Origin of the sequence: Methylobacterium durans (assembly GCF_003173715.1) — a bacterium.
Classification (GTDB): domain Bacteria; phylum Pseudomonadota; class Alphaproteobacteria; order Rhizobiales; family Beijerinckiaceae; genus Methylobacterium; species Methylobacterium durans.
This window is the reverse complement of sequence record NZ_CP029550.1, coordinates 2,473,148-2,498,673: the sequence shown is the minus strand read 5'-3', so window position 1 is coordinate 2,498,673 and position 25,526 is coordinate 2,473,148. Positions and strand designations below refer to the sequence as shown.

21 protein-coding genes and 2 pseudogenes are annotated in these 25,526 nt (G+C 71.7%); 9 read left to right on the top strand and 14 right to left on the bottom strand.

The window, feature by feature from the left end; translation table 11 throughout:
• Positions 1 to 76 precede the first annotated feature (76 nt).
• A pseudogene (locus DK389_RS11400) lies at positions 77 to 2,978 on the top strand (phosphoenolpyruvate carboxylase).
• Positions 2,979 to 3,143: 165 nt separating this feature from the next.
• On the opposite strand, the gene DK389_RS11395 reads toward DK389_RS11400, so the two are convergent.
• From DK389_RS11395 to DK389_RS11380, 5 genes are all read right to left on the bottom strand, one after another.
• Positions 3,144 to 3,578 (bottom strand): NfeD family protein, encoded by a 435-nt coding sequence (locus tag DK389_RS11395; RefSeq protein ID WP_109896297.1) that lies wholly within the window; start codon positions 3,576 to 3,578, stop codon positions 3,144 to 3,146.
• An 8-nt stretch (positions 3,579 to 3,586) separates the two neighbouring features.
• Complete coding sequence (locus DK389_RS11390; protein ID WP_109889665.1) at positions 3,587 to 4,576, bottom strand: SPFH domain-containing protein; 990 nt, start codon at positions 4,574 to 4,576, stop codon at positions 3,587 to 3,589.
• Between the two features lie 101 nt (positions 4,577 to 4,677).
• Complete coding sequence (locus tag DK389_RS34165) at positions 4,678 to 4,968, bottom strand: thermonuclease family protein (protein WP_236960818.1); 291 nt, start codon at positions 4,966 to 4,968, stop codon at positions 4,678 to 4,680.
• Complete coding sequence (locus DK389_RS11385) at positions 4,965 to 5,942, bottom strand: hypothetical protein (protein ID WP_236960817.1); 978 nt, start codon at positions 5,940 to 5,942, stop codon at positions 4,965 to 4,967. The genes DK389_RS34165 and DK389_RS11385 overlap by 4 nt, the downstream gene beginning before the upstream one ends.
• A 52-nt stretch (positions 5,943 to 5,994) precedes the next feature.
• Entirely contained in the window at positions 5,995 to 6,795 is an 801-nt protein-coding gene (locus DK389_RS11380) for a hypothetical protein (RefSeq protein ID WP_109889663.1), read from the bottom strand.
• A gap of 514 nt (positions 6,796 to 7,309) precedes the next feature.
• On the opposite strand from DK389_RS11380, the gene DK389_RS11375 reads away from it, so the two are divergent.
• Entirely contained in the window at positions 7,310 to 8,242 is a 933-nt protein-coding gene (locus tag DK389_RS11375; protein ID WP_109889661.1) for a lipid kinase, read from the top strand.
• A 31-nt stretch (positions 8,243 to 8,273) separates the two neighbouring features.
• The gene (locus tag DK389_RS11370) at positions 8,274 to 9,059 is read left to right on the top strand and encodes a TerC family protein (protein WP_109889659.1); all 786 of its coding nucleotides are present in this window, start codon (positions 8,274 to 8,276) and stop codon (positions 9,057 to 9,059) included.
• Positions 9,060 to 9,107: 48 nt separating this feature from the next.
• Here DK389_RS11370 and DK389_RS11365 read toward each other — a convergent pair whose 3' ends face one another.
• The 6 genes and pseudogenes from DK389_RS11365 to DK389_RS11340 all read right to left on the bottom strand — a co-directional run bounded on the left by DK389_RS11365 (position 9,108) and on the right by DK389_RS11340 (position 15,642).
• A complete protein-coding gene (locus DK389_RS11365) occupies positions 9,108 to 11,297 on the bottom strand; it encodes a TonB-dependent siderophore receptor (protein ID WP_109889657.1) in 2,190 nt (729 codons plus the stop codon).
• Positions 11,298 to 11,527: 230 nt separating this feature from the next.
• On the bottom strand, positions 11,528 to 12,376 hold the full coding sequence (locus DK389_RS11360; protein WP_109889655.1) for an acid phosphatase: 849 nt from the start codon (positions 12,374 to 12,376) through the stop codon (positions 11,528 to 11,530).
• A 69-nt stretch (positions 12,377 to 12,445) separates the two neighbouring features.
• Positions 12,446 to 13,318 (bottom strand): alpha/beta fold hydrolase, encoded by an 873-nt coding sequence (locus tag DK389_RS11355; protein ID WP_109889653.1) that lies wholly within the window; start codon positions 13,316 to 13,318, stop codon positions 12,446 to 12,448.
• 139 nt (positions 13,319 to 13,457) lie between these two features.
• On the bottom strand, positions 13,458 to 14,300 hold the full coding sequence (dapD, locus tag DK389_RS11350) for a 2,3,4,5-tetrahydropyridine-2,6-dicarboxylate N-succinyltransferase (protein WP_109889651.1): 843 nt from the start codon (positions 14,298 to 14,300) through the stop codon (positions 13,458 to 13,460).
• A gap of 69 nt (positions 14,301 to 14,369) precedes the next feature.
• Positions 14,370 to 14,836, bottom strand: a pseudogene (locus DK389_RS11345) (cyclic nucleotide-binding domain-containing protein).
• A gap of 119 nt (positions 14,837 to 14,955) precedes the next feature.
• Positions 14,956 to 15,642 carry a response regulator transcription factor gene (locus tag DK389_RS11340; protein WP_109889649.1) on the bottom strand — a complete coding sequence of 229 codons (687 nt, stop codon included), beginning with the start codon at positions 15,640 to 15,642 and terminating at the stop codon, positions 14,956 to 14,958.
• A gap of 310 nt (positions 15,643 to 15,952) precedes the next feature.
• Here DK389_RS11340 and DK389_RS11335 point away from each other — a divergent pair, with 310 nt between their 5' ends.
• The gene (locus DK389_RS11335; protein WP_109889647.1) at positions 15,953 to 16,495 is read left to right on the top strand and encodes a L,D-transpeptidase family protein; all 543 of its coding nucleotides are present in this window, start codon (positions 15,953 to 15,955) and stop codon (positions 16,493 to 16,495) included.
• Here the strand turns inward: DK389_RS11335 and DK389_RS11330 are convergent, their stop codons facing one another.
• Positions 16,496 to 17,806, bottom strand: a complete 1,311-nt coding sequence (locus DK389_RS11330; RefSeq protein WP_109889645.1) for an MFS transporter — start codon at positions 17,804 to 17,806, stop codon at positions 16,496 to 16,498.
• Positions 17,807 to 17,937: 131 nt separating this feature from the next.
• Here DK389_RS11330 and DK389_RS11325 point away from each other — a divergent pair, with 131 nt between their 5' ends.
• Positions 17,938 to 18,390: a MarR family winged helix-turn-helix transcriptional regulator gene (locus DK389_RS11325; protein ID WP_109889644.1), complete on the top strand. Its 453-nt coding sequence runs from the start codon at positions 17,938 to 17,940 to the stop codon at positions 18,388 to 18,390.
• A 9-nt stretch (positions 18,391 to 18,399) separates the two neighbouring features.
• Here DK389_RS11325 and DK389_RS11320 read toward each other — a convergent pair whose 3' ends face one another.
• Positions 18,400 to 19,095, bottom strand: a complete 696-nt coding sequence (locus tag DK389_RS11320) for a YggS family pyridoxal phosphate-dependent enzyme (RefSeq protein WP_109889642.1) — start codon at positions 19,093 to 19,095, stop codon at positions 18,400 to 18,402.
• Positions 19,096 to 19,339: 244 nt separating this feature from the next.
• Here DK389_RS11320 and leuS point away from each other — a divergent pair, with 244 nt between their 5' ends.
• The 4 genes from leuS to DK389_RS11300 all read left to right on the top strand — a co-directional run bounded on the left by leuS (position 19,340) and on the right by DK389_RS11300 (position 24,610).
• On the top strand, positions 19,340 to 21,946 hold the full coding sequence (gene leuS, locus DK389_RS11315; protein ID WP_109889640.1) for a leucine--tRNA ligase: 2,607 nt from the start codon (positions 19,340 to 19,342) through the stop codon (positions 21,944 to 21,946).
• Positions 21,947 to 22,094: 148 nt separating this feature from the next.
• Positions 22,095 to 22,631, top strand: a complete 537-nt coding sequence (lptE, locus tag DK389_RS11310) for an LPS assembly lipoprotein LptE (RefSeq protein WP_109889638.1) — start codon at positions 22,095 to 22,097, stop codon at positions 22,629 to 22,631.
• On the top strand, positions 22,628 to 23,656 hold the full coding sequence (gene holA, locus DK389_RS11305) for a DNA polymerase III subunit delta (protein WP_109889636.1): 1,029 nt from the start codon (positions 22,628 to 22,630) through the stop codon (positions 23,654 to 23,656). The genes lptE and holA overlap by 4 nt, the downstream gene beginning before the upstream one ends.
• Before the next feature lie 96 nt (positions 23,657 to 23,752).
• On the top strand, positions 23,753 to 24,610 hold the full coding sequence (locus DK389_RS11300; protein ID WP_109889634.1) for an intradiol ring-cleavage dioxygenase: 858 nt from the start codon (positions 23,753 to 23,755) through the stop codon (positions 24,608 to 24,610).
• Between the two features lie 2 nt (positions 24,611 to 24,612).
• On the opposite strand, the gene DK389_RS11295 is transcribed toward DK389_RS11300, so the two are convergent.
• Entirely contained in the window at positions 24,613 to 25,509 is an 897-nt protein-coding gene (locus tag DK389_RS11295) for a ParB/RepB/Spo0J family partition protein (protein WP_109889632.1), read from the bottom strand.
• Between the last annotated feature and the right edge of the window lie 17 nt (positions 25,510 to 25,526).

Here is a 25,526-nt window from a genome sequence, read left to right as displayed (position 1 = left end):
TCCCGCGCGACGAGAACGGTGCCCGCGCGCGACGATGACGACGGGCGCGCCGGATTTGAACCGCGTGAGCGACCCGATGCCCGAAGGCCGATCCATGCGCACGGACGAGACCACCCGCACGCCCGAGGAGCTGGAGGCCCATCTCCTCGGCCTGATCGAGACCTCGCGCGAGCAGGCGAGCGAGGACCCGTTCCGCAATCCCGTCCTCGCCGTGACGCTCGCGATCACCCGCCGGTTCGACCGCGGCGAGATCGGCCCGGCGACCTCGACGCGCTGTTCGTGCATCTGCGCGAGCAGTCGCTGGCCGAGCGCGCGGCGCGCCTGCGCGCCTATGTCGGGCTCGACGCGGAGCCGGGTTTCGCGAGCGACGCCGCGATGCCAGCTCGGCTCGTCGCCGCGATCCCGAAGGGTCCGGGCGATTTCGAGACGCTGCGCGACCTCGTCGGGCGCACGGCCTTCGCCGTCGTGTTCACGGCGCACCCGACCTTCGGCATGCCGAGGGCGGTGGCCGGCCTGATCGCGGCGGCCGCGAGCGAGGCGAAGGGATCGGCGCGGGAGCCGATCGTCGCCGAGGCGGCCGCCCTCTCGACGCGGCCCGATCCCGTCATCACCCTCGACGGTGAGTTCGAGCAGGCCTGCATCGCGGCCAATCACGGCCGCGCCGCCCTCGACGCCTTCAACGCCGCCCTCCTCGACGCCGCCCGCGCCCGCTGGCCCGACCGCTGGACCGAACTCGTGCCGCGCCCCTTCGCCATCGCGAGCTGGGTCGGCTGCGACACGGACGGGCGCACCGACATCGGCTGGTGGGATACCCTGCGCTACCGGCTCGAATCGAAGCGGATGCAGCTGGAGCGCGTCGCGCGCGAATTGCCCGAGATCCCCGCCACCCGCGTGGTGAGCGAGCTCACCGGGAACGCGCTCTCCGCGGTCAACCGGCAGCTCGCCGTGGCGCCGCGCCTCGGCACGCAGCCCTCGCTGGAGGCCGTGCACCGCTTCGCCCTCGCCCTCATCATCGAGCGGGAGCGTGCCCAGACCGACGCGGGGCCCTGCTCGCCGGCCTCGCCGCGGCGATGACGGCGACGGATGACGAGGCGGACCGGCGCACCATCGCGATTCTGCGCTCCGGCATCGCGACGCACGGGCTCTCGAACGCCCTGCCCCATTTCCGGCTCAACGCGTCGCAGATCCACAACGCGGTGCGCCGGGTGATCGACCTCGACGGCGAGCCGACCGACGCGGCGCAGCGCCGCTCGCATCTCGCCACGATCCACAGCCTGCTCAACGACGTGCAGCCCGTCGCCGTCGATTTCGGGGCGCTCGCCGCCGAGCGCGCTTCGGCGGCGCGCCTGATGATGACGATCGCGCAGATCCTCAAGCACGTCGACGGCACGCACCCCGTGCGCTTCCTGATCGCCGAGACCGAGACGGGCTACACGCTGTTGGCCGCCCTCTGGCTCGCGCGCCATTACGGGATCGGCGACAAGGTCGAGATCACGCCGCTCTTCGAGACGGCCTCCGCGCTGGAACAGGGCATCCGCGTCCTCGACGACGCGCTCCGCAACCCGCACTGGCGCCAGTACCTGAAGCGGATCGGCCGGCTCGCCGTGCAGTTCGGCTACTCGGATTCGGGCCGCTACGTCGGCCAGCTCGCCGCGACCTTCTGGATCGAGCGGCTGCGCCTGCGGCTGACGGAACTCCTCGTGCAGAACGACCTCGCGGGCGTCGAGCTCGTGATCTTCGACACTCACGGCGAGTCGATCGGCCGGGGCGCGCACCCCTCCTCCCTGCGCGACCGGCTCGCCTACCTCGCGCCGGAGGATGCCCGCCGCCGCAACCGGGGGGCTGGCATTAGGGTGCGCCTCGAATCGAGCTTCCAGGGCTCGGACGGCTACCTGATGTTCGGCACGGGCCCCCTCGCCCAGGCGAGCGTCGCCCGCATCGCCGAGCACGTCTTCGCTCTCGACGTGGCGGACGAGGACGCGTTCGCCGATTACGTGCTCTCCGATCCGCAGACCGGGGCCGACGAGGCGGACGATCCCGTCTACGCCGAGACCGACTTCGCCACCGAGTTCTTCACGGTGGTGCGCCAGGACATGGAGGCGCTCGTCGACGATCCGGGCTACGCGGCGCTGCTCGGCACCTTCGGTCCGAGCCTGATCGACCGCACGGGCTCGCGCCCCGTCGTCCGGCAGTCGGATTCGGGCGGGCCCGCCATGATCACGCATCCGCGCCAGATGCGGGCGATCCCGAACAACGCGATTCTGCACCAGCTCGGCTACCTCGCGAATTCCCTGCACGGGATGGGCCGCGCGGCGGGCCGGGCGCCGGACCTGTTCCGGGACATGCGGCGCGACTCGGTGCGCTTCTCGCGCGCCTTCCGCCTCGTCCAGCACGCGGCGAGCGTCGGCGATCTCGACGTGCTGCGCGCCTACATCGACACCCTCGATCCGGCGGTCTGGCTGGAGCGGGCGCGGCGCACGCAGCGGGATACGCGGCGCGACGAGCTCGTGATCATCGCGGGCGCCCTCGACCGGCTCAACCTTGCCCCGAACCTGCGCCGCCTGTTCGGGCGCCTCACCACGGACTGGCTGAGCCTGCGGCAGGCCGCCCCCGACCTCGGCAAGATGTCGCTGCGCCTGACCCTGCTCCACGCGATTCGCCTCGCCCTGATCCACCGGATCTGGTTCCTGGCGGTCCACATCCCGGGCTTCCGGCCCCAGGCCGGCGTGACCCGGGAGCAGCTGCTGGAGCGCTTCCTGCGCCTCGACATCGATGCCTGCCTGACGCTGCTCGCCGAGATCTTCCCGGTCACCCCGGACCCGACGCTCGGCCTCAATTTCGGCGAGCCGGCGGGCCCGCGCGACGTCGGCACCTACGAGGCCGAGCATACCGGCCTGTTCGAGCCGATCGGCCGGATGTTCGCGCAGGTGCGGGAGATCTCGGGGATGATCCAGCACGAGGTCGGGGCGTTCGGCTAGGCGAGGCCCCGCGCCTGCCTCGCCCGAGACGCACCGGGTGCGGGTCTCCCCGTTCCGAGAGGGACAGGGTGAGGGGTGCGACATCTCCGGAAAGGACGCCCCCCGCACCAGGTCCGCGTGCCCCGGACTCGACCTCTCCCGGATGGGAGAGGTGGGGGCCGGAACTCACACCGGCGCCACTGTCAGAACCGTCCCGGTCATCCCCGTCACCCGCACACGCGCGCCGGCCGGAAGATCGGGCCCCGTGACGCGCCAGAGGGTGTCGTCGAAGCAGATCGACCCGGCGCCGCCGACGATGGCCGCCGCGAGCGCGCCCTCACGCCCGATCAGGCCGCGGTCCGCCCGGTTGAGGCCGGAGATCGGCCGCTTCGTGAGCCGGCTCGCGATCGTCACGCTCGCCACGGCGAGGCCGGCGAAGACGAGGAGCTGCGCTTGCCAGGGCAGGGTCACGAGGGCCGTCAGCAGCCCGGTCATGAGTGCAGCCAGCCCGAGCCAGACCAGGAACACGCCGGGCAGCGCCAGTTCCGTGCCCATCAGGAGAAGGCCGGCGAGGATCCAGGCCCAGGCGGGTCCGATTTCGGCCGTGAGTTGGCTCAGCATCGTCGCTTTCACGCCTTCGGAACGGTGCCGGCGTTCGGCGGCAGGCCGGAGCGGGCGCGGGGCGCCGGCGTCCCCTCCCCTCCGAACACGGCCCGCGTGATCTCGCCGATGCCGCCGAGGGTGCCGGCGAGGGCTGCCGCCTCGATCGGCACCATCACGACGCGCTGGTTCGGCGCGGTGGCGATGGCCCGCAGGGCCTCGACGTACTTCTCGGCGACGAGGAAATTCGCCGCCGCAAGGTCGCCCTTGGCGATCGCCTCGCTCACCATCGCGGTCGCCTTCGCCTCGGCCTCGGCGCCGCGCTCGCGGGCCTCGGCATCGCGGAAGGCCGCCTCGCGCCGCCCCTCGGCCTCCAGGATCGTCGCCTCCTTGCGGCCTTGCGCCCGCAGGATCTCGGCCTGCCTCTGGCCTTCCGCCTCCAGCACCGAGGCGCGCTTCTCGCGCTCGGCCTTCATCTGGCGGGCCATGGCGCCGGCGAGATCGGCCGGCGGCACGATGTCCTTGATCTCGATGCGGGTCATCTTCACGCCCCAGGGCGAGGCGGCGGCGTCCATCACCCGCAGGAGGCGCTCGTTGATCTCGTCCCGGTGCGAGAGGAGCTGATCGAGGTCCATCGAGCCGACCACGGTGCGGATATTCGTCATGGTCAGCGTCATCATCGCGACTTCGAGGTTCGAGACCTCATACGAGGCGCGGGGCGCGTCGAGCACTTGGTAGAACACCACCGCGTCGATGGTGACGCCGGCATTGTCCCGCGTGAACGCCTCCTGGCTCGGCACCTCGATGACCTGCTCCATGATGTTCACGCGCCGGCCGATCCGCTCGACATACGGCACGATCAGCCCGAGCCCGGCCTCGAGGTTGCGCGCGTAGCGCCCGAACCGCTCCACCGTGTAGACGTAGCCCTGCGGCACGATGTTGATGCCGATGGCGAGCGTCACGATGACGAGCACGGCCAGCGCCACCGCCACGGCGCTCAGGCCGATCGAGAGATCCATGCTCCGCCCCCGGAAGTCCGCCCCTGTCGGGGACCATTGAGGCGGAGGCTGCGCCGTTCCGCAAGGGGAGGCGTGACGAGGAGGCGTGACGGGAGGGCGCCTCAGCGCTTCCAGACGCCGAGGCGCTCGCTGCGCGCGTGATCCTCGGCGGCCACGAGGTCGGGCGTCGCCTCGGGCGAGGCCCGGCCGCCGCCGTTGAACAGCACCACTTCCGAGAGGTCGCGCCCCTCGACCTGGCAGAGCACGTTCTGGCTGCCCGTCACCGGCTGGCAGGTGACGGTGCGCCCGGCGAGGTAGCGCGTCAGGTCCTCGGCTTGGCCGCCGCGCACCCACTCGACGCCGAACAGGCGCACGAGCTTGCCGCCGACCCGCAGCGTCGCGGTGTCGATCACCTCGGCCGGGCCGCTGATCTCGTTGGGGTTCGCGGGGGTGCCGGCGGCGCCTCGCCCCCGGCCGCCCGGTTTTCGGGATCGGTGGAATTCGTCTGGCTGGCCGCCCCCGGAGCGGGCGCGGGATTCGTGTCCGCGCCGGGCGCCGACCCGATGCGGGCGGCGGACGGACGGCCGGAGGGCTCCTGGCGGCTCGTCACGAGCGCGGCCGCGCCGACGGCGAGGACCACGGCACCGAGGCCGGCCAGGAGATAACGACGCCGGGCGAGGTCGTCGGAGGCGAACGCGTCGCCGAGCCGCTCCCGGGCGCGTTGCAGCCGCTCGCGCCACATCCCCGTGCCCGCCTCCGGCGTGGCCTCCGCCCGCGCGGGCCCGGAGGCCGCCTCGGGCGCGGTCTCGGTCCTCGCGGCCCGGCGGGCGTCGAGGCGCTCGCGAAAGGCCCCGACCGAGGTTCCGAGCCGCGCCGCCAGCGCCCGCCCGCGGGCCGACGAGGTCGCGACGAGCGATTTCGCGAGGACGGATTGCGTCTCGACGAACCGCGCCGTCGCGGCCTTCACATCAGAGCTGGCCTCCGGCTCGGTCTCGGCCGCGGGCGGCTCCGGGGCGCGCTCGGGTTCCGGCAGGAACAGGGCGGGATGGCGCCGTCTCAGCTCGGCGACGAGGTCGTCGAGGCTCAGGGGCTCGTCGGCAGGGGCTCGCGTGGAGTCTTGCGCGGGAGCCTGCGCCGGGGTCTGCGCGGCGCCCTCCTCCTGCCGCTCCCGCAGGCGCGGCGCGCCCGTCCGCGGGTCGACGATCCGGTATCCGGCCGCCGAGGCGTCTGGCTCCACGGCCGCCTGCGCCAGAAGCTCCAGCGTGCGCAGCGCGACCGGCTGCGGCCGCGCGGCCTCGATCGCGGCCCGGATGCGCGCGCGCAGCCGCGCCCGCTCGTCGGCGGTGGGCAGGCTCGACGCGGATTCTGGCAGCGGGCGCTCGTTCAAAACCTCTGGGGCCTCCGACAACGTCAACGCGGATCCTCGATCTCGGCTCACGTCAGGCCCGGCCGGCCGCGGACGGCGCCGCGCTGTAGGCGGCGCCCCGGCGCAGGACGCGGCTCGATTCCGACACGATGACGGGCCGACCGCCCGCGAAGCTCACCTCGAGCGTCAGGTCGGACACGCCCTGTGAGAGCGCGCCCGTCGCTGGGTTCCGGGCCTGGAAGCTGAAGACGGCGCGCACGACGCAGGTCGCGGCGGCGCCGTTGCAGGCCGTGCGCATCGTGCCGGGCTGCAGCTCGTAGCGCCGGTCGGGCCAGCGGCGGGCGAAGCGCCGCTTCTCGGCCACCAGCGCCGGCAGCGACATCACGCGGCCGTGGAAGCGCACCTGCTCGGCGTAGAAGCGCGGCGCCGTGGTGGCCAGGCCCGCGCCCGTGCCCGAGACGCTGTCGACGTAATCGTCGGCGAGCCGCTGGGCCGTCTCGGCCCACTCGCCGAACCGCGCATCCGCCGCCGGGGCGGCCATCGCGGGCGGGGGTGCGGGCGTCTCGGCCAGCCGCCGCGACGGCGCGTGGCGGATCGGGGCGTGGTGGGCCTGCGCGCGGCGGCGCTCCGCGCGCTCGGTCCGGGCGGAGCGGCGGCGCTCGGCGCGGCGGCGGGGCGCCGGCTCGGATTCCGGGCTCGCGGCCTGCGGCGCCGCGGGCTTCGATGCCGCGGGTTTGGGCGCCGCAGCCTCGGGCGCGGGCTTCGCCGCCTTGCTCGGCGGGTCGACCCAGCCCGGCTGCGCCCCGGCCTCGCCGGCGCACAGCAGGGTGCCGAGCAGCGCGGCGACGGAGACGGTACGGAGGAAAGAGCGCATGCAGATCACCGGGTCGCGAGGCGACGGAGACGGGTTGCCGGGAGGTTCATACCCGGCCGGCCCGCTTCCCGAGCCGGAATGAAACGCCGCCGGAGGTGCGGAGGGTTCCATGAGGCGCGAGCCTGCCGCCCGATGGCATGCCACGGGCTTGGCCGCCGGAGCAAGGCTCCCGCGACGCTCTGCCCGCAATCCCGGAAATCCCCTGGACCCGCCGCGCCACGCGGCGCGCCGAGGGCTGCGGCGGGTGCGGCGCCAGGGCCGCACCAAGAACTCGTGAACCAGCCGCGGCACATTTCAGGCGCCGCCCACCCTTGAGATCGTGGCGTGGGCAACCAAGTTCCTCGGCAACCCGGGTCCGGGCCCCTCTGGCGGTCGAGGCGTCGACCGTGATGTCGGACCTCTTCCCTGCCTTTGCGTTGACGCGGCGCGAATGCACCGGAGAGTTCTCCTTGGCCGCCCGTTCGAGACGTCCCAAGCCGGCGGAGCCGTGCTCTGAGCCGGCGGAGCCCCGCTCATGAGCGCGGCCGCCCCGCCCCGCCGGGCGCTCCTTCTCGCCAATCCCAAGGCCCGCAACGGCGGCGCCGGCCTCGACGAGATCCGCGCGATCCTGCGCGGCGGCGGCATCGCGCCGTTCGAGCCGCCCGAGAATTCCGATTGCAGCGACACGATCCGGCGTCACGCGAGCGCCTGCGACCTCGTGATCCTCGGCGGCGGCGACGGGACCATGAATGCGGGGGCGGCGGGCCTCGTCGAGACCGGGCTGCCACTCGGCATCCTGCCGCTCGGCACCGCCAACGACCTCGCGCGCTCGCTGGGGCTCCCCCTCGACCCGGCTGCGGCGGCGCGCCTCATCACGACGGCCGAGCCGCGACCGGTCGATCTCGGCTGGGTCAACGGCCACTATTACTTCAACGTCGCCAGCGTCGGCTTCTCGGCGGAGCTCGCGGGCGACCTGACGGCCGAGTCGAAGAAGGCCTGGGGCACGCTCGGCTACGGCATCGCCGCGATCCGGGTCTTGCGCCGGGTCCGCCCCTTCACGGTGACGATCGAGCACGACGGCACGCTCGAGAAGGTGACGACGATCCAGGTCTCGGTCGGCAACGGGCGCCATTACGGCGGCGGCATGACGGTGGAGGAGGGCGCGGCGGTCGATGACGGCCTGCTCGATTTCTACAGCCTGGAGATCGCCCATTGGTGGCGGCTCATCGCCCTGCTGCCGGCGCTCCGCCGGGGCACGCAGGGTCAGTCGAGGGACGTGCGCGCCTTCAAGACCACCGAGATCGTCCTCCGGACGCGCAAGCCCCGTCCGGTGAACACGGACGGCGAGCTCACCACCCACACGCCGGCCCACTTCAAGGTGATGCCGGGCGCGCTCCGCATCTTTGCGCCCTCCCGCGCCGAGCAGGCGGCCGCGCAGAGCGCGGCCAGCCGCCTTCTCCCCCTCTAGCCTCGCCCTCTAGCCCCGGAACCAGGCCACAGTGGACAACCTCCTCCAGCTCGCCGCCGACCCCACCGTCTGGGCGGCGCTCGCCACCCTGATCGTGATGGAGGTCGTCCTCGGCGTCGACAACCTGATCTTCATCTCGATCCTGACGAACAAGCTGCCGGCCGAGCAGCAGCAGAAGGCCCGCCGGATCGGCATCGGCCTCGCCCTGGTGCTGCGGCTCGGTCTGCTCGGCACCGTGGCCTACATCGTCCACCTCACGCAGCCCGTCTTCGAGGTGTTCGGCAGGGGCTTCTCCTGGCGGGACATGATCCTGATCGCGGGCGGCCTGTTCCTGCTCTGGAAGGCCACCAAGGAGATCCACGAGAGCGTCGATCCGCATCCGGAGGACGAGAAGGGCGGCGCGTCCCTGAGCTTCGCCGCGGCGATCGGCCAGATCCTGATGCTCGATCTCGTCTTCTCGATCGACAGCATCATCACGGCGGTCGGCATGACCGAGCACGTGCCGGTGATGATGATTGCGGTCGTCGTCGCCGTGATCGTGATGCTGGTGGCGGCCGATCCGCTCTCGCGCTTCATCGCGGCCAACCCCACCGTGGTGATGCTGGCGCTCGGCTTCCTCATCATGATCGGCATGACGCTGATCGCGGAGGGTTTCGGCGCGCACGTGCCCAAGGGCTACATCTACACCGCCATGGCCTTCTCGGCGGCGGTGGAGGGCCTCAACATGCTGGTCCGCCGCCGCAAGCGGCGGAAGGCGGGCGGCAGCCCGGAGACGGCCGCGCAGGCCGTGCCGGTGCAGCGGCAGGCGAAGGCCTGACCGGCTTTATGCCCGGCCCGGCGCGAGCCGCCGCGCGGGGCCAGCCCGTCACCAGCGGTAGATCAGGCTGCCGATCACGGTGGCCGGCGCGCCGCGGTAGCAGAAGCCCGCCTGGCAGTTGGTGTAGTTGCGGTCGAAGATGTTGAAGGCGTTCACCTGCGCCCGGAAGCCCGCGTATTTCGGATCGAGCGCCGCGAAATCGTAGGCGATCAGGGCGTCGAACAGCGTGACGGTGGGGTTGCGCACCGTGTTCTCGTCGTCGGCGAAGCTCGAACTCGCGTAGCGGATGCCGCCGCCGATCTGGAGGCCGTGCAGGGGCGAGGAGGGCGGGAACAGGTAGGTGCCGAACACCTTGATGGTGTCGCCGGGGATGCCCGACAGGTAATTGCCGTCGATCGGCTGGCCGGTCACCAGCGAGGTCTGGCTCACGAACTGGAAGTTGAGGTGCGTGTAGGCGAGGGTGAGGTTCGTGCCCGGCGCGAGATTGGCGATCAGCTCGCCCTCGAAGCCGCGGGAGCGGACCTCGCCGGTGGCCACCGTGAAGGCGAGGTTGTTCGGATCCTGGCGCAGGATGCTGGTCTGGACGATGTCGAAGCCCGCGAAGGCGGCGGTGATGTTGGTGCCCGGGACGGCGTATTTCACGCCCGCCTCGATCTGATCACCGGTGGCGGGCCGGAAGGACCGGCCGCTCGCGTCCGCGCCGACCTGCGGCGTGAAGGTGGTGGCGTAGCTCGCGTAGGGCACGAGTCCCGGCGCCAGCGTGTAGTTCAGGCCGACGCGGCCGGTGAAGGCGGTGTCGCTCTGGGTGGTCGAGGGGCCGAGCGCCCCGGGCACGCCGCTCGCCGTGGTCTGCGAGACCCAGTCGTGCCGGCCCGTCAGCGTCAGCACGAAGCGATCCCACTTCGCCTGCTCCTGCAGGTAGAGGCCGACCTGATCCTGCGACTGGCGCGCCGCGAGCGTCAGGACCGGCCGCGGGATGAACTGCCGCCCGTAATTCAGGGTCGTGAGGTCGAGGTCGGGCGCCGTGCCGAAGCCGCCCACGCGGTCCCAGTCGTAGTGCAGGTAGTCGAGCCCGCCGAGGAGGGTGTGGGCGATGGGGCCGGTCTGGATGTGTCCCTCGATCTGGTTGTCGAGCGCGACCGATTGCAGGTTCTCGATGAACAGGCCCGTCGAGCGCTGTGCGGTCAGGCCGGTCACGGAATCGATCTGGACGTAGGGGAAGTCGCCGTTGACCCCGTAATAGCGGAAGTTCTGCCGGACGATCAGGTCCGGGGTGAACCTGTGCTCGAAGGCGTAGCCGATCCGGTATTGCTGCTGCGTGAAGGCGTTGAAGGCCCCGTCGCCCTGGTAGAGGCGCGACACCCGAAATCCGGGAAAATTGTAGAAGGCCGAGGTGCCCGGCAGCTTCGAGTTCTGGAACTCGGTCAGCAGGGTGAATGTGGTGTCGGCGGACGGCTTCCAGGTGAAGGCCGGCGCGATGTTGAAGCGGTCGTCGGTCGCGCCGGGCAGGAAGGTGTCGGACTGGCGCACGACGCCGGTGAGCCGGTAGGCCATCGTCCCGTCCGAGCCCTCGACCGGACCGCCGAAATCGAAATTCCCCTGGAAGCGGTCGTAATTGCCGGCCTGGAACCAGAGTTCGCCGAAGCGCGCGAAGACGGGGCGCTTCGTCGTCACGTCGACGATGCCGCCGGGCGAGCCGAGGCCGTAGAGGCCGGAGGCCGGCCCGCGCAGGATGGTGACGGCCTCCGTGCCGTAGGGCTCGATGCGCGGCACCGCGAGGCCGACCGCGGATTGGCGCAGGCCGTCGCGGAAGACGCCGTCGTAGGTCGCCGAGAAGCCGCGGATGTAGAAGGCGTCGAAGCGCGGGTCGAAGCCGAACACGTCCGTGGAGGTGCCCGGCGCGTAGGCCAGGGCCTGGTTGAGATCCTGGACGTTGCGGTCGTTCAGCTGCTCTCGGGTGACTACGGTCACCGATTGCGGCGTCTCGATCAGGGGGGTGTTGGTCTTGGTCGCGGTCGGGCTCGCCTTGGCGGTGTAGCCGACGACGCCGCTCGGGCCGCCACCGCCCCCGCTCGTTGCGGCTCCATTGCCGAGCCCGGGTCCCGGCTGCGGCACGCCGCTGCCCTCCACCGAGATCTGGTCGAGCTGAACGCTGCGCTCCTGCGCGGCGGCGCCGGCCATGTGCAGGGCGAGGGGCGCGAGGGCGACGGTGGCGGCCAGGCGGAGGGGGATGCGCATCGGCGAAACTCGGGACAAGACCTCGGACATTGCGCGTTTCCTGCGCAATCCGGGGAGACTTGCCCTGCCAAGCTTAGCCGATCAAGACAAAAAGTTGTTGTCTTATCTAGACTTAGAAGACTTACAATCTGCAGTTAGGCATCTCTCGGAAGATCTTACGGCACGCCGAGCCCCGGACGATCTGACCCGGCCCGCGCGCGGCCTGCCCTTCTCCCCCGATCGTGCGATCCCTACAGTTCCGGCATCCGCGAGGCCGCCTCCTCGCGGGCGCAATGGGCTTGGTCCGGCACCGGGCCGCCGCTCGCCATCGCCTTGCCGAGGTCGGCCCGGGCCCGTTCCAGATCGGCCCGGAACGTCGCGTTGGCCTGGAGCGCGGCGACGATCGCGGCTCCGTTGGTGCGGCCGGCCTCCACGTCGCTCATCCAGTGCACGCCGCAGACGACGCGGCTCTCGCCGTAGGCGCGGCCGCGCACGAGGATCGCGCTCGCCTTCTCGGGCACCAGCGAGGCCATGATCAGCGCGTAGGCCCAGCCCTGCGAGGCGTGGCCGGAGGGGTAGCTGTAGCTGTCCGTGAGCTGCTGGGTCCGCTGCACGCAGATCGGCGCTTCGTTGCCGACGAAGGGGCGCAGCCGCCGGTAATGCACCTTGGGGCCGCGGGTGCCCCGGGCGATGTCGAGCCGGGCCCGCTCGAGGAGCGTCATCAGCGTGGGCACGCGGGCCTGATCGAGCTTCGTGCCCAGCACGCAGGCGAAGTTGTCGAGGATCGCGGCGGCGCCTTCCGCCACGTCCGCGGCGGCAAGCTCCCAGCGGGTCGTCCCCTTCAGCGCGCGGGTCGCATTGAACGCGGCGCGGTCGGCCGCCTCGGCGGCGGAATGGCTGGCGGGCGGCGGCGGCAGGATCGCGACCGTGTCGGGCACCAGCGCGTCGGTCAGGTAAGGCTGGTGGGCGGGTGCGCCGGGCTTGAGCGTGTCGGTCCCCACGGAGGGGGCCGCCTTGTCCTGCGCGGAGGCGGGCGCCGGCAGGCCCGTCGCGGAGGCCAGCAGGGCGAGGGTGGCGAGGGCCGGCAGGAAACGGGGCATCGGAGGACCTTGGGCGGCGGAGGCCGGGCGGGGTTAGGATGGGTCGGTGACGGGCGCGTGACGAGGGGCTCAGGCGGCCCGGATCGCGGCGGCGACCTCGCCGGCATATTCCTCGTGCGGGCTGAGCGCGCCCGGCACCGTCACCTTGACGACGCGGCCGGTGGCGACGAGGGCATCCATCTCCGCGCCGGAGCGCCGGGGAGCCCGCTCGGGCCGCAGAACTCGCACGGGCGGTAGTTTGCCGTCAAACAAAGCCAGGAACTCCTCGCGGGTCTCGACCGGGTCGAGGGCGCCGGTGACGAAGGCTGCGGTGCCGAAGCGCCCGCCCGGCTGGCGGGTGATGGCGTGCTTGTCGGCGATGACGCCTGGCGTGACGTGGGCGGGATCTGCGTAGACGTGGGCGCGCAGCATCCGGCCGATCACCGGCGGACTGATGTTGATGCGGTAGAGCACGTCGCCGAGGAAGGGCGATTCGACGAGGCGGCGCAGGCCCCGGAACAGGCCGCGCCGCTCCGGCCCCATCACGGTCGGCAGGGGGCCGCGCCAGGTCGGCGCCACGAGGATCAGGCGGCCGAACCGGCCCGGATGGCGGCGGGCGGCCGCGACGAGATAGGGCGCGGCGTGGCCCGCCGCGACGCCGAGGGCGTAGGGGCCGGGCAGCGTTGCCAGCAGCGCGTCCAGGAAGGCGTCGAGGGTCCGCGGCGCCAGCGGCAGCCGCGCCCTCGGCTGGTCCCCGAAGCCCGGCCAGTCCGGGATCAGGCAGCGGAAATCGTGGCCGAGATCCTTGGCGAGCGCGCGCATCTCGGAGCGGGCCGAGATCGAGGAGAGGGCCGGCAGCAGGAGCGCCTCCGGCCCGTGGCCCACCACGTCGCAGGGCGTCGGGACCCGCTGGCCCGCCACGTCGAGGGACAGGGTACGGGTGGCGTGCGCCGGCTCGACCATCTCTCGCGGGTCCCTCGCTCAAGGTCGCCGGGCGGCTCGTGGCCGAATCGTGTCGGCTGCCCGCCCCGGCGAGATGTAGCGTGTTTCTCGGGCCTGATCCGCGCGACACGTCGCTCCGCGCGGGGGCGCGAGCCTCCGCTCAGGTCCGCAGGAGCTCGTTGATGCCGGTCTTGGCCCGCGTGCCCGCATCGACCCGCTTGACGATGACGACGCAGTAGAGGCTCGGGCCGGGGCTGCCGTCCGGCAGCGGCTTGCCGGGGGTCGTGCCGGAGACGACCACGGAATAGGGCGGCACGCGGCCGTAGGAGACCTCGCCCGTGGTGCGGTCGATGATCTTGGTGGAGGCGCCGATATAGACGCCCATCGAGAGCACGCTGCCCTCGCCGATGATCACGCCCTCGGCCACCTCGGCGCGGGCGCCGACGAAGCAATTGTCCTCGATGATGACGGGGTTGGCCTGGAGCGGCTCCAGCACGCCCGCAATGCCGGCGCCGCCCGAGATGTGGCAATTCTCGCCGACCTGCGCGCAGGAGCCGATCGTCACCCAGGTGTCGACCATGGTACCGCGGCCGACATGCGCCCCGAGGTTGATGAAGGAGGGCATCAGGACCGCGCCCGGCGCGATGAAGGAGCCGCGGCGCACGAAGCAGCCCGGAACGGCCCGGAAGCCCGCCTGCCGGAAGGCGGCCTCGTCCCAGCCCTCGAACTTCGAGGGCACCTTGTCCCACCAGGGCGCGCCGCCGGGGCCACCCTGGATCGGCGCCATGTCGTTGAGGCGGAACGAGAGCAGGACGGCCTTCTTGAGCCACTGATTCACCTGCCAGTCGCCGTCGACCTTCTCGGCGACCCGCGCCCGGCCGGAATCGAGGAGCGCCAGCGCCTCGTCCACGGCCTCGCGCACGGGACCGCGCGTGCCCGTGTCGATGCCGGCGCGCTCCTCCCAGGCGGTTTCGATGGTGGTCGCGAGGTCGGCGTGGGACATGGATGCGGTCTCGGAAGGCTGTCGCGATCGGATGCGGTGAGGCGTGCTTACAAAAGCCCGCTCCCGCTGTCACCTCGCCGGGGCCGGGACCGCGTCGAGCAGCCGGCGGACCTGATCCAGCCCCTGCACCAGCCCGGCGAGATCCTCGGCCAGGGTGTCCTCGATCGCGGCCGCGGCGTCGGGGAATTCCTCCAGCACGCGGCGCATCAGGGTGGGCGTGATGCGCATCACCTCGGCGGGGGCGGTGGCGCGGGCGTCCGAGGGCCGCTCGCCGCGCAGGAACAGGGCGAGCTGGCCGATCAGCGCCGAGCGGCCCGCCGCGACCGGCTCGCCGCCGGCCACCCGCGGCGCCAGCTCGATGATTCCCGACAGCACCACGAAGCCGCCATCGGCGGCCTCGCCCGCGCGAACAGGAGGTCGCCGGAGGCGAGGCTGCGCCGCTCGGCCGCGAAGGTGAGGAGGCGCAGGGCGTCGCGCCCCATCAGGCCGAAGATGGGCGCCGCGCCGAGGATCGCGATGTCGTCGTCGAGCGCCAACCCCGAGCTCCGCTGCTTCCAAGCCCCGGCCACGATCCGGTCGCGGGGTTGTTTAGCCGAAGGTTACGGCGCGCACCACGTTTCCGGCGCGGGAGGGCCTCGCGGGGCGGGCGCGCGCCTCAGGGCAGCAGCTTGTAGCCGCCGCCCTCCGTCACGAGGATCGCCGCGGTCGCCGGGTTCGGCTCGATCTTCTGGCGCAGGCGGTAGATGTGGGTCTCGAGGGTGTGGGTGGTGACGTGGGCGTTGTAGCCCCAGACCTCGGCGAGGAGCGTGTCGCGGCCCACCACCTCGCGCCCCGCGCGGTAGAGGAAGCGCAGGATCGCGGTCTCCTTCTCGGTGAGCTTCAGCTTGGAGCCGCGCTCGCCCACGAGAAGCTTCGCTCCGGGCCGGAACGTGTAGGGTCCGATCTGGAAGATCGCGTCCTCGCTCGCCTCGTGCTGGCGCAGATGCGCCCGGATGCGGGCGAGGAGCACGGCGAACTTGAAGGGCTTGGTCACGTAGTCGTTGGCGCCCGCCTCCAGCCCCTCGACCGTGTCCTCCTCCGAATCCTGGGCGGTGAGCATGATCACGGGGCCGCGGAAGCCGTTCCGGCGCATCGCCCGCACGGCCTCGCGCCCGTCGAGGTCGGGCAGGCCCACATCCATCACCGCGAGGTCGACGCGGTCGTCGGCGACCCGGTTGATCGCGCCGGTGGCGTCAGCCTCGCTCAGCACGATGAATTCGTCGTAGAGATCGAGCTGCTCGGTCAGCGTCTCGCGAAGCGTCGCGTCGTCGTCGCAGATCAGAATGCGATGGGGGTTCGGCATCGTCCGTGGGACTCTTCCAACAGGGCGCAGGCTTGTCCGAAGCCGGGTGTCGCCGGGTCCACCCGGCCCTTCATCGGGAGATGAGAAGATCGGAACGGGAAGGCGGCAGAGGTGAGGCGACGGGCTCGATCGCGGATCAGAAGCCCGGCCGCAGGGATCCGGGCATACGCATCAAAATAATGCGGTTTCGGCGGGTGGGAATTGGTTTGCGCACAATTCTACAGCATTTTCCGCCACGCAGACAGACACATCCGCCGGCCCGCCCTGCTTTGCCGGCTCCTCTGTTTTTCGGATAACAACGAGCAGTTGAATGCGTTTGAGACGGACAAGCCTGCCGAGCCTGCGCGTCCGGCCCGTCATCGGCGATCCGACCCGCGGCCACCTCATCGCCGGGCCGACGGTCATCTCCTGCGCCCTCGGGCGCTCCGGCCTCACCCGCACGAAGCGGGAGGGCGACGGCGCCTCGCCGAGGGCGCGCCTTCGCCTGCTCGGCGGCTTCTACCGGGCGGACCATTTCGGGGCCCGGCCGCGGACGAACCTGATGCTGCGTCCGACGGGGCGGCAGGACGGCTGGTGCGACGACCCGCGCGACCGGCGCTACAACCGCCCGATCCGGCTCCCCGCTCCGGGTGTGAGTGCAGAGGAACTCTGGCGCTCGGACGGCCTCTACGACCTCGTCGTCGATCTCGACTGGAACCGCGGGCCGATCCGCCCCGGGCGCGGCTCGGCGATCTTCCTGCACGTCGCGCGGCCGGGCTACCTGCCGACGGAGGGCTGCGTGGCGTTGAAGCGGGCGGACCTCGTGCGCCTGTTGCGGCGGCTCGGTCCGCGGACGCGCCTCCGCATCGGCTGATCAGTTAGCCGGCACAGCGTTTGGCAGGAGTGCGCCCTCGCTCCGGGGTCGCCCAATCACGAGGATCAGGGCCGCGCCGACGAGGCAGAGGGCGCCGGCGATGAAGAAAGCCGGCAAATAACTGGCGAGCTCCGAGCGCGACAGGCCGGCCCCGTAGGCAGCGGCCGCCGCACCGAGCTGGTGGCCGGCGAAGACCCAGCCGAAGACGAGGTTCGCGCGTGCCCGTCCGAACCGGGCGGCGGTGAGCTTCACGGTCGGCGGCACCGTGGCGATCCAGTCGAGCCCGTAGAAGACCGCGAACAGCGAGAGGCCCAGGAACGAGAAGTCGGTGAAGGGCAGCGCCAGCAGCGAGAGGCCGCGCAGGCCGTAATACCAGAACAGGAGCCAGCGATTGTTGTAACGGTCCGACAGCCAGCCGGAGGCGACCGTGCCGACGAAGTCGAACACGCCCATCGCCGCCAGCACGCTCGCCGCCTCGACCGGGCGCAGGCCGAAATCGGCGCAGAGCGGCACGAAATGGGTCTGGATCAGCCCGTTGGTGCTGGCGCCGCAGATGAAGAACGTGGCGAACAGGATCCAGAAGACGCGGGTGCGCGCCGCCTCCCGCAGAACCGCGACGGCACCGACCTGGGACGGGACCGGCGCGACCGTGGCGGCTGCTGGGGCGCGCTCGCCGTAGGGCGTCAGCCCGATCTCCTCCGGGCTGTCCCGCATCAGCAGGAACACGGCCAGGGCCGCGAGCCCGAGCAGGCCGCAGATGAGAAGGAGGGCCGCCCGCCAGCCATGCGCCTCCGTGAGGCCGGCGAGCAGCGGCAGCACGATGAGCTGGCCCGTCGCGGAACTCGCGGTCAGCAGGCCGACGACGAGGCCGCGCCGCTGCGAGAACCAGCGGGTCGCGACCGTCGCGCCGAGGACGAGGGCGGTCAGACCGGTGCCGAGGCCGACGCCGATGCCCCAGAGCAGCACGAGCTGCCAGACGCGCTCCATGGCCAGCGAGGCCGCGAGGCTCGCGCCGATCAGGGCGAGGGCGGACAGGACGATGCGACGGGGCCCGTAGGCGTTCATCAGGGCCGCCGCGAAGGGGCCCATCAGGCCGAACAGCACGAGGCGTATGGCGAGCGCCGAGGAGATCTCGGCGGTGCTCCAGCCGAATTCCTTTTGCAGCGGAAGGATCAGGACGCCCGGTGCTCCCACCGCGCCCGCCGTCACGAGCATCGTCAGGAAGGTCGTGGCTGCCACCACCCAGCCATAATGGATGCGGCGCTGCGCGAAGAACCGGGGCAGCGCCCCCTCGGCGACGGGTCCGGTCATGGTAGGATGGCCTCGGCGGGTTTGGCGTGACGGCACAATGCTCCGCCAGATACATGCATATGCACTCTTTACTCGCCGCTGCCAATCGGCCACAGGCCTTCTGGGGATTTATGCAATCCGGGGTTGCGTTCATGGACGAGAAGCTGACGCTGACGCCTTGCCACTGCCTCGCGGTTCGGCAGGCGGCGCGGCAGGTCACCCAACTCTACGACCGGCATCTCGCGCCGACCGGGCTCCGGGCGACGCAATTCGCCCTGCTCTCCGTCCTCGACCGGCTGGGTTCACTCGCGGTGCACGAACTCGCCGCCCATCTCGTCATGGATCGCACGGCCACGGGCCGCGCCCTGCGGCCGCTGGAGCGCGATGGCCTCGTCCGGATCGGCCCGGGGCGCGACGCGCGCACGCGCGCCCTCAGCCTGACGCCGGCCGGTCATGACCGCCTTGAGGGCGCCCGGCCGCTCTGGGAGCAGGCCCAATCCGCCTTTCAGGCGGAGTACGGCGAGGCCGAGGCCGACGCCCTGCGCCGCGCGCTGGGGCGGGTGGTCGGGCGGCTGCCGGAGCCGCAGGAAGGCAGGCAAGCCTGAGGGCGTCTGCTACGGCTTCGGACGCGCCCCGAAGATGGCGGTCCCGACCCGCACATGGGTCGCGCCCATCTGGATCGCGGCCGGATAGTCGGCGCTCATGCCCATCGACAGGATCGGCAGGTTGTGGCGTGCGGCGATGGCGGCGAGCAGGGCGAAGTGGGCCGAGGGCGGGTCCTCGGCCGGGGGGATGCACATCAGCCCGTTGATCGCGAGCCCGTGCGTGTCGCGGCACTCGGCGAGCAGCACGTCGACCTGGGCGGGCGAGATGCCGCCCTTCTGCGGCTCGTCGCCGGTATTGACCTGTATGAGGAGCTTCGGCGCGCGGCCTTCGCGCGCGATCTCCTTGGCGAGCGCCGCCGCGAGCGAGAGCCTGTCGAGGGAGTGGATCACGTCGAACAGGGCGACCGCCTCGCGGGCCTTGTTCGACTGAAGCGGCCCGATCAGGTGAAGCTCGGCGTCCGGATAGGCCTCCCGGAGCGCCGGCCACTTGGCGCGGGCCTCCTGCACGTAGTTCTCGCCGAAGAGCCGCTGCCCGGCCTCCAGCGCCGGGCGAATGCCGTCGGCCGGAACGGTCTTCGAGACCGCGATCAGGTGGATGCGGGCGGGGTCGCGCTCCGAATCCTCGGCCGCCCGGCGGATGCCCGCCCGCACCTCCTCGAGCCCGGCCACGACATCGGCGTGCTGCGAATCTACGGTCTCGGTCATGATCTCACGCGTATCGAGGAATTGGGGGATCGAGGCCGGGAGGTATCACCGGGGGCGCCCGGGGCAAGAGGCAGGCGAGAGAGCAAGGAGACGGGCGACGAAGCGGGGCGGGCAGGGGAGGCATGACGGATCGGTTGACCGCGCACCGTCCTCCTGTGGTAGTCCGGCCGCCTGCAACGCCGGCCAAAGGGCTGGCGCTCCACCCGTTTCCCGCCTTTCCGCATCGAGCCCTGGCGCCCTCCGCATGACGAACGCCGCAACCCCGTCCACCGCTCTGGAGCGCTACAACGCCAAGGAGTCCGAGCCGCGCTGGCGGAAGGCCTGGGACGAGGCCCGCCTGTTCGAGACGCAGAACGACGATCCGCGCCCGAAATACTACGTGCTGGAGATGTTCCCCTATCCGTCCGGGCGCATCCACATGGGCCACGTGCGCAACTACGCGATGGGCGACGTGGTGGCCCGCTACAAGCGCGCCAAGGGGTTCAACGTGCTCCACCCGATGGGCTGGGACGCGTTCGGCCTGCCGGCCGAGAACGCCGCGATGGAGCGGGGCGTCAACCCGCGGGACTGGACCTACGCCAACATCGCGGCGATGCGGACGCAATTGCAGTCGATGGGCCTGTCGCTGGACTGGAGCCGGGAGATCGCGACCTGCGATCCCGACTATTACAAGCACCAGCAGCGGATGTTCCTGGACTTCCTGAAGGCCGGGCTCGTCACGCGCCGCACCGCCAAGGTGAACTGGGATCCGGTCGATCACACCGTTCTCGCCAACGAGCAGGTGATCGACGGGCGCGGCTGGCGCTCGGGCGCGCTCGTGGAGAGCCGCGAGCTGACGCAGTGGTTCTTCAAGATCACGGACTTCGCCGACGACCTCCTCTCGGCCCTCGATCGCCTCGACCGCTGGCCGGAGAAGGTCCGGCTGATGCAGAAGAACTGGATCGGCCGCTCGGAGGGGCTTGAGGTGCGCTTCCGCCTCGCCGAGCCGCCGCCGGGTGCGGACGGGACGGTCACGGTCTACACGACGCGCCCCGACACCCTGTTCGGCGCGAAGTTCCTGGCGATCGCGGGCGACCATCCGCTCGCCGCGACGCTGGCTGCCGGAAACCCGGAGCTGCAGGTCTTCATCGAGGAATGCCGCCGTACCGGCACGGCGCAGGCCGCAATCGACACGGCCGAGAAGCTCGGCTTCGACACCGGGCTGAAGGTCCACCATCCCCTCGATCCGGACTGGCTGCTGCCGGTCTACGTCGCGAATTTCGTGCTGATGGAGTACGGCACCGGCGCCGTCTTCGGCTGCCCGGCCCACGACCAGCGCGACCTCGACTTCGCCAACAAGTACGGCCTTGGCAACACGCCCGTAGTCTGCCCGGATGGGCAGGACCCTGCGAGCTTCGTGATCACCGACACCGCCTATGATGGGGAGGGGCGCCTCATCAATTCGCGCTTCCTCGACGGGATGAGCACGGAGGCCGCGTTCGCCGCTGTCGCCGACCGCCTGGAGGCCGAGGCGATCGGCGACGAGCCGGTGGCGCGCCGCAAGGTGCAGTTCCGCCTGCGCGACTGGGGCGTCTCGCGCCAGCGCTACTGGGGCTGCCCGATCCCGATCATCCATTGCGAATCCTGCGGGCCCGTGCCGGTGCCGATCGAGGACTTGCCGGTGAAGCTTCCCGAGGAGGTCTCGTTCGACGTGCCAGGCAACCCGCTGGAGCGGGATACCGCTTGGCGCAACGTCTCCTGCCCGCAATGCGGAGGGCCGGCCCGCCGCGAGACCGACACGATGGACACCTTCGTCGACTCGTCGTGGTACTATGCCCGGTTCACGGCACCCTGGCTCACGGACGCTCCGACGGAGCGAGGTGCTGTCGATCACTGGCTCGCCGTCGACCAGTATATCGGCGGCATCGAGCACGCGATCCTGCACCTGCTCTACGCCCGCTTCTTCATGCGCGCCATGAAGGCGACGGAATGGTCGGGCGTGGCCGAGCCCTTCGCCGGCCTGTTCACGCAGGGCATGGTCGTCCACGAGACCTACAAGGACGCGGCCGGCGCCTGGGTGCAGCCGGCCGACATCCGCCTCGTCAGCGAGGGCGGGGAGCGACGCGCGTTTCACGTGAAAACCGAGGCGCCCGTCTCGATCGGCCCGATCGAGAAGATGTCCAAGTCGAAAAAGAATGTCGTCGATCCCGACGACATCATCGCGAGCTACGGTGCCGACACTGCCCGCTGGTTCATGCTCTCGGACTCGCCGCCCGAGCGCGACGTGATCTGGACCGAGGAGGGTGTCCAAGGGGCGGCCCGCTTCGTCCAGCGGGTCTGGCGCCTCGTCAACGCGGCCGCCCTCGCGCAGGGGTCGGGCGGCGCCGCCGATGCTGACCTCCGCAAGGCTGCCCACAAGGCGCTGGCCGCCGTCGAGGAGGATGTGGAGCGGCTGCGCTTCAACCGCTGCGTGGCGCACATCTACACCCTGGCGAACGCGCTGGAGGAGGGGCTGCGCGCCACCGTTTCAGCCGCCGCGGCCGGGGAGGCGGCCGGCATCCTGGTACAGCTCATCGCGCCGATGATGCCGCATCTCGCCGAGAGTTCCTGGGCACTGCTCGGCCGCACGGGCCTCGTTGCGGAGGCCGCCTGGCCCGAAGCCGACCGCGCCCTCCTCGTCGAGGACGAGATCACCCTCCCCGTCCAGATCAACGGCAAGAAACGCGCGGACGTCACCGTCCCGCGGGACGCCGACGCAGCAGCGGTGGAGGCGGCGACGCTCGCGCTCGATCCGGTGCAGCGAGCGCTGGAGGGCCGTGCGCCGCGCAAGGTGATCGTGGTGCCGGGCCGGATCGTGAATCTCGTGGTCTGACGCGACCTCCGCCCTGCTGTCGCCCTGAAGGAGTCGTAAAGCTCGGCGCTTCATATAGGAGTGACGCACCGGCTCGCCTCGGCGTAAGAGGCGGGGCTGGGTGCAAGCGGGGCGGCGGCGACTGATGATGCGTTTGGCTCGGGCCGGGATGAAGCGTGAAATCGCCGGCAGGGTGGCGCGGCTCGCGCTCGCCGGGGCACTCGCCCTCAACCTCTCGGCCTGCTTCCGCCCGCTCTACGGGCCGACCGCTTCCGGCGAATCGATGGGCGTCCTCCTCGCCTCGATCCAGGTCGATGAGATCTCGATGGCGCAGGGCCAGGAGCGCATCGGCCATTACCTGCGCAGCGAGCTGATCTTCGATCTCGACGGGTCCGGCCAGCCGTCCTCGAAGCGCTACCGCCTCAAGATGCAGGGCAGCGAGACGGTGCAGACGCCGATCGTCTCATCGCAGACGGGCCGCGCGGAATCCGGCACCATCATCGCGAACGTGAAATACGCCCTCGAATCCCTCGACGGCACCCGCATCATCACCGAGGGCGTCGCCACCTCCACCGCCACCTACGATCGCTCGGTGCAGCGCTTCGCCTCGCTGCGGGCTGCGCGCGACGCCGAGATCCGCCTCGCCAGGGTGCTCGCCGACCAGATCAAGACCCGCATCGCTTCGGTGATGGCGGCCAAGCCTTGACGGCGGTCAAGGCGGGGGACGTCGAGGGCCTGATCCGGCGCGGGCCCGATCCGAAGATCCCGGTGATCCTCGTCTATGGGCCCGATACCGGCCTCGTCGGCGAGCGAGCGAAGCGCTTGGCCGAGGGCGCGGTCGCCGATCCGGACGACCCGTTCGCCCTGGTGAAGATCGACGGGGACGCCCTCGCCTCCGATCCCGGCCGCCTGATCGACGAGGCCGGCACGGTCGGCCTGTTCGGGGACCGGCGCACGATCTGGGTGAAGGCCGGCAGCCGCAATTACGCGCCGGCCGTCGAGGCCGTCCTCAAGAGCGACATCACGGGAACCCGGATCGTCGTGGAGGGGGGTGATCTCGGCAAATCCGCGCCCCTGCGCACCCTCTGCGAGCGCTCGGCCCGGGCGCTCGCCCTGCCCTGCTACCCGGACGACGCGCGGGCGCTGGCCGAACTCGTCCGCCAGACCCTGCAGGATCGGGGCCTGAGGATCGAGCCCGGGGCCCGCGACCTCCTCGTGGCGAGCCTCGGCGGAGACCGCCGCGCCAGCCTGTCGGAGATCGAGAAGCTGGCGCTCTACGCGTCCGGCCAGGACACGGTCACGAGCGACGATGTCGAGGCCGTGGTGAGCGACGTCGCCGGCAGCGTGCTCAACACCCTGATCGACGCCGCCTTCACCGGGCGCGGCGGCGAGGTCGAGCGGGATTATCGCCGCTTCCGCCACGAGGGGCTCGACGGCTCGGTGATCCTCGGCGCGGCCCTGCGCCATGCGCTCACGCTGCTCGCCACGCGGCTCGACGGCGAGGGCAAAGCCCCGAGCCTGATGGCGGCGGGCTGGCGCGGCCTGCATTTCCGTAGGCGGGCGGACGTCGAGGCGCAGCTCGCACGCTGGTCGCCGGCGGCCCTTCGCCAGGCCGTTCAGATCCTGCAGGAGGCCGTGCTCGCTTCGCGACGGGTGGGCCCGGACCTCGCCCACGCTCACGCCTCCGCCGCGTTGCTGCGCATCGCGGGGGAATCGCGGCGCCGGGGGTAGGGCGGACATCCGGCCGAAACACGGGCGTGTTTCGAGGGCGCGTGCTATCGGTCCCCGAGCGACCGGTGCGGATCGGCCCGCTCTCCGGAGGATGCCATGCCCCCGTTCACCTCCCGCCGCAGCCTGTTCGCCGCGCTCGGCGCGGGTGCCGCCGGCCTCCTGCCGCGGGGCGCGCGGGCCGCGACGGCCATGGACAGCGGGGCCGAGATCTGCGTCCTGACGCCCCAATCGATCGAGGGTCCGTTCTACCGCGACCCGAAGCTCGTACGCGCCGACATCGGCGAGGGCCGGCCCGGCGTGCCCCTGCGGATGCGCCTGCGCGTCGTCGAGGCGGACTCCTGCCAGCCGGTGCCGGGCGCCCGCGTCGACATCTGGCACTGCGACGCGCAGGGGCTCTACTCGGGCTATCCGGGGCAGGGGGATTCGCGCAGCCTCGACACCTCCGGGCAGACGTTCCTGCGCGGCAGCCAGAATACGGATGCGGCTGGGTGGGTCGGCTTCGACACGATCTACCCGGGCTGGTACGCGGGCCGGGCCACGCATATCCACGTCAAGGTGTTCCTCGACACGCGCACGATGCTGACGGGACAGATCTACTTCCCCGACGCGCTCAACGAGTTCCTCTACACGCAGGTGCCCGCCTATCAGGGACGCCGGGCCGAGCGCTTCATCGTCAACGCCAATGACGGGATCGCCCGCGAGGAGGATCCGCACCGGCGCGCCTTCTGCGCCGTGAAGGAGGAGGCGGAGCGCTACGTGGCGACGCTCACCCTCGGGGTAGACCGCAGCCGCGATGGGCGGAGCGGCGAGCGCCGCGAGAGCCGGGGCGGGCGCCCCGAACGTCCGGAGCCGGGTCCGGACGGCGGCCCGCCGCCCGAGATGCGCCGCCCTGCCCGGCTGACGATGAAGGATCGCCTCGCCGCCCTGGTGCCGGGCCTGCGCCGGTCGCCCTAGGCTCAGTCGCCGGACGCGTCGAGGCGGCGCCGCAGCGCCTCGAGTTCCTCCGGGCTGCCGTAGCGGATGCGGATCTCGCCGACCCCTTCCGCCTTCGCCTTGATGACGACGACGCCCACCCCGAGGGCGCGGGTGAGGCTCTGCTCCAGGGAGCGGAGGGCCGCATCCTTCTCCGGGCCGCGGCGGGGACGGCCGGGGCGGGGCTCGTCGCTCTCGGGCACCTCGGCGGAGGCCAGCGCCTCGACCTCGCGCACCGAGAGCCCCTCCTCCACGATGCGCCGCGCCACGCCCTCCGGGTCCCGCATCCCGAGGAGCGCGCGGGCATGGCCCGCGGTGATCTCGCCCGCCGTCACCCGGTCCTGGATGGTCGGCGGCAACTGGAGCAGGCGGAGGGTGTTGGCGAGGTGGCTGCGGCTCTTTCCGAGGATGTCGGCGAGTTCCCGCTGGCTGTAGGCGAACTCGCTCATCAGCCGCTCGTAGCCCGCGGCCTCCTCGATGGCGTTGAGGTCGGTGCGCTGGACGTTCTCCAGGATCGCGTATTCGAGCGAGGTCTTGTCGTCGATCTCGACGACGACGACCGGCACCTCGGTGAGGCCGGCGCGCTGGGCCGCGCGCCAGCGCCGCTCGCCCGCCACGATCTCGTAAGTGCCGGGCACGTTCGCCAGCGCCCGCACGACGATCGGCTGGATGACGCCTCGCGTCCGGATCGAGGCCGAGAGTTCCTCCAGATCCGCCTCCTGGAAGCGGCGGCGCGGGTTGCGCGGGTTCGGCCGCAGGAATTCCACCGCGACCTTGCGCTGGCCCTCGGAGCGGCCGCCCTCCGCGGCATCCTGCCCGAAATCCCCGATCAGGGCCGCGAGGCCGCGCCCCAGGCGGGGGCGTGCCGATTCGTCCGCCATCGCTGCCACTCGCTCAA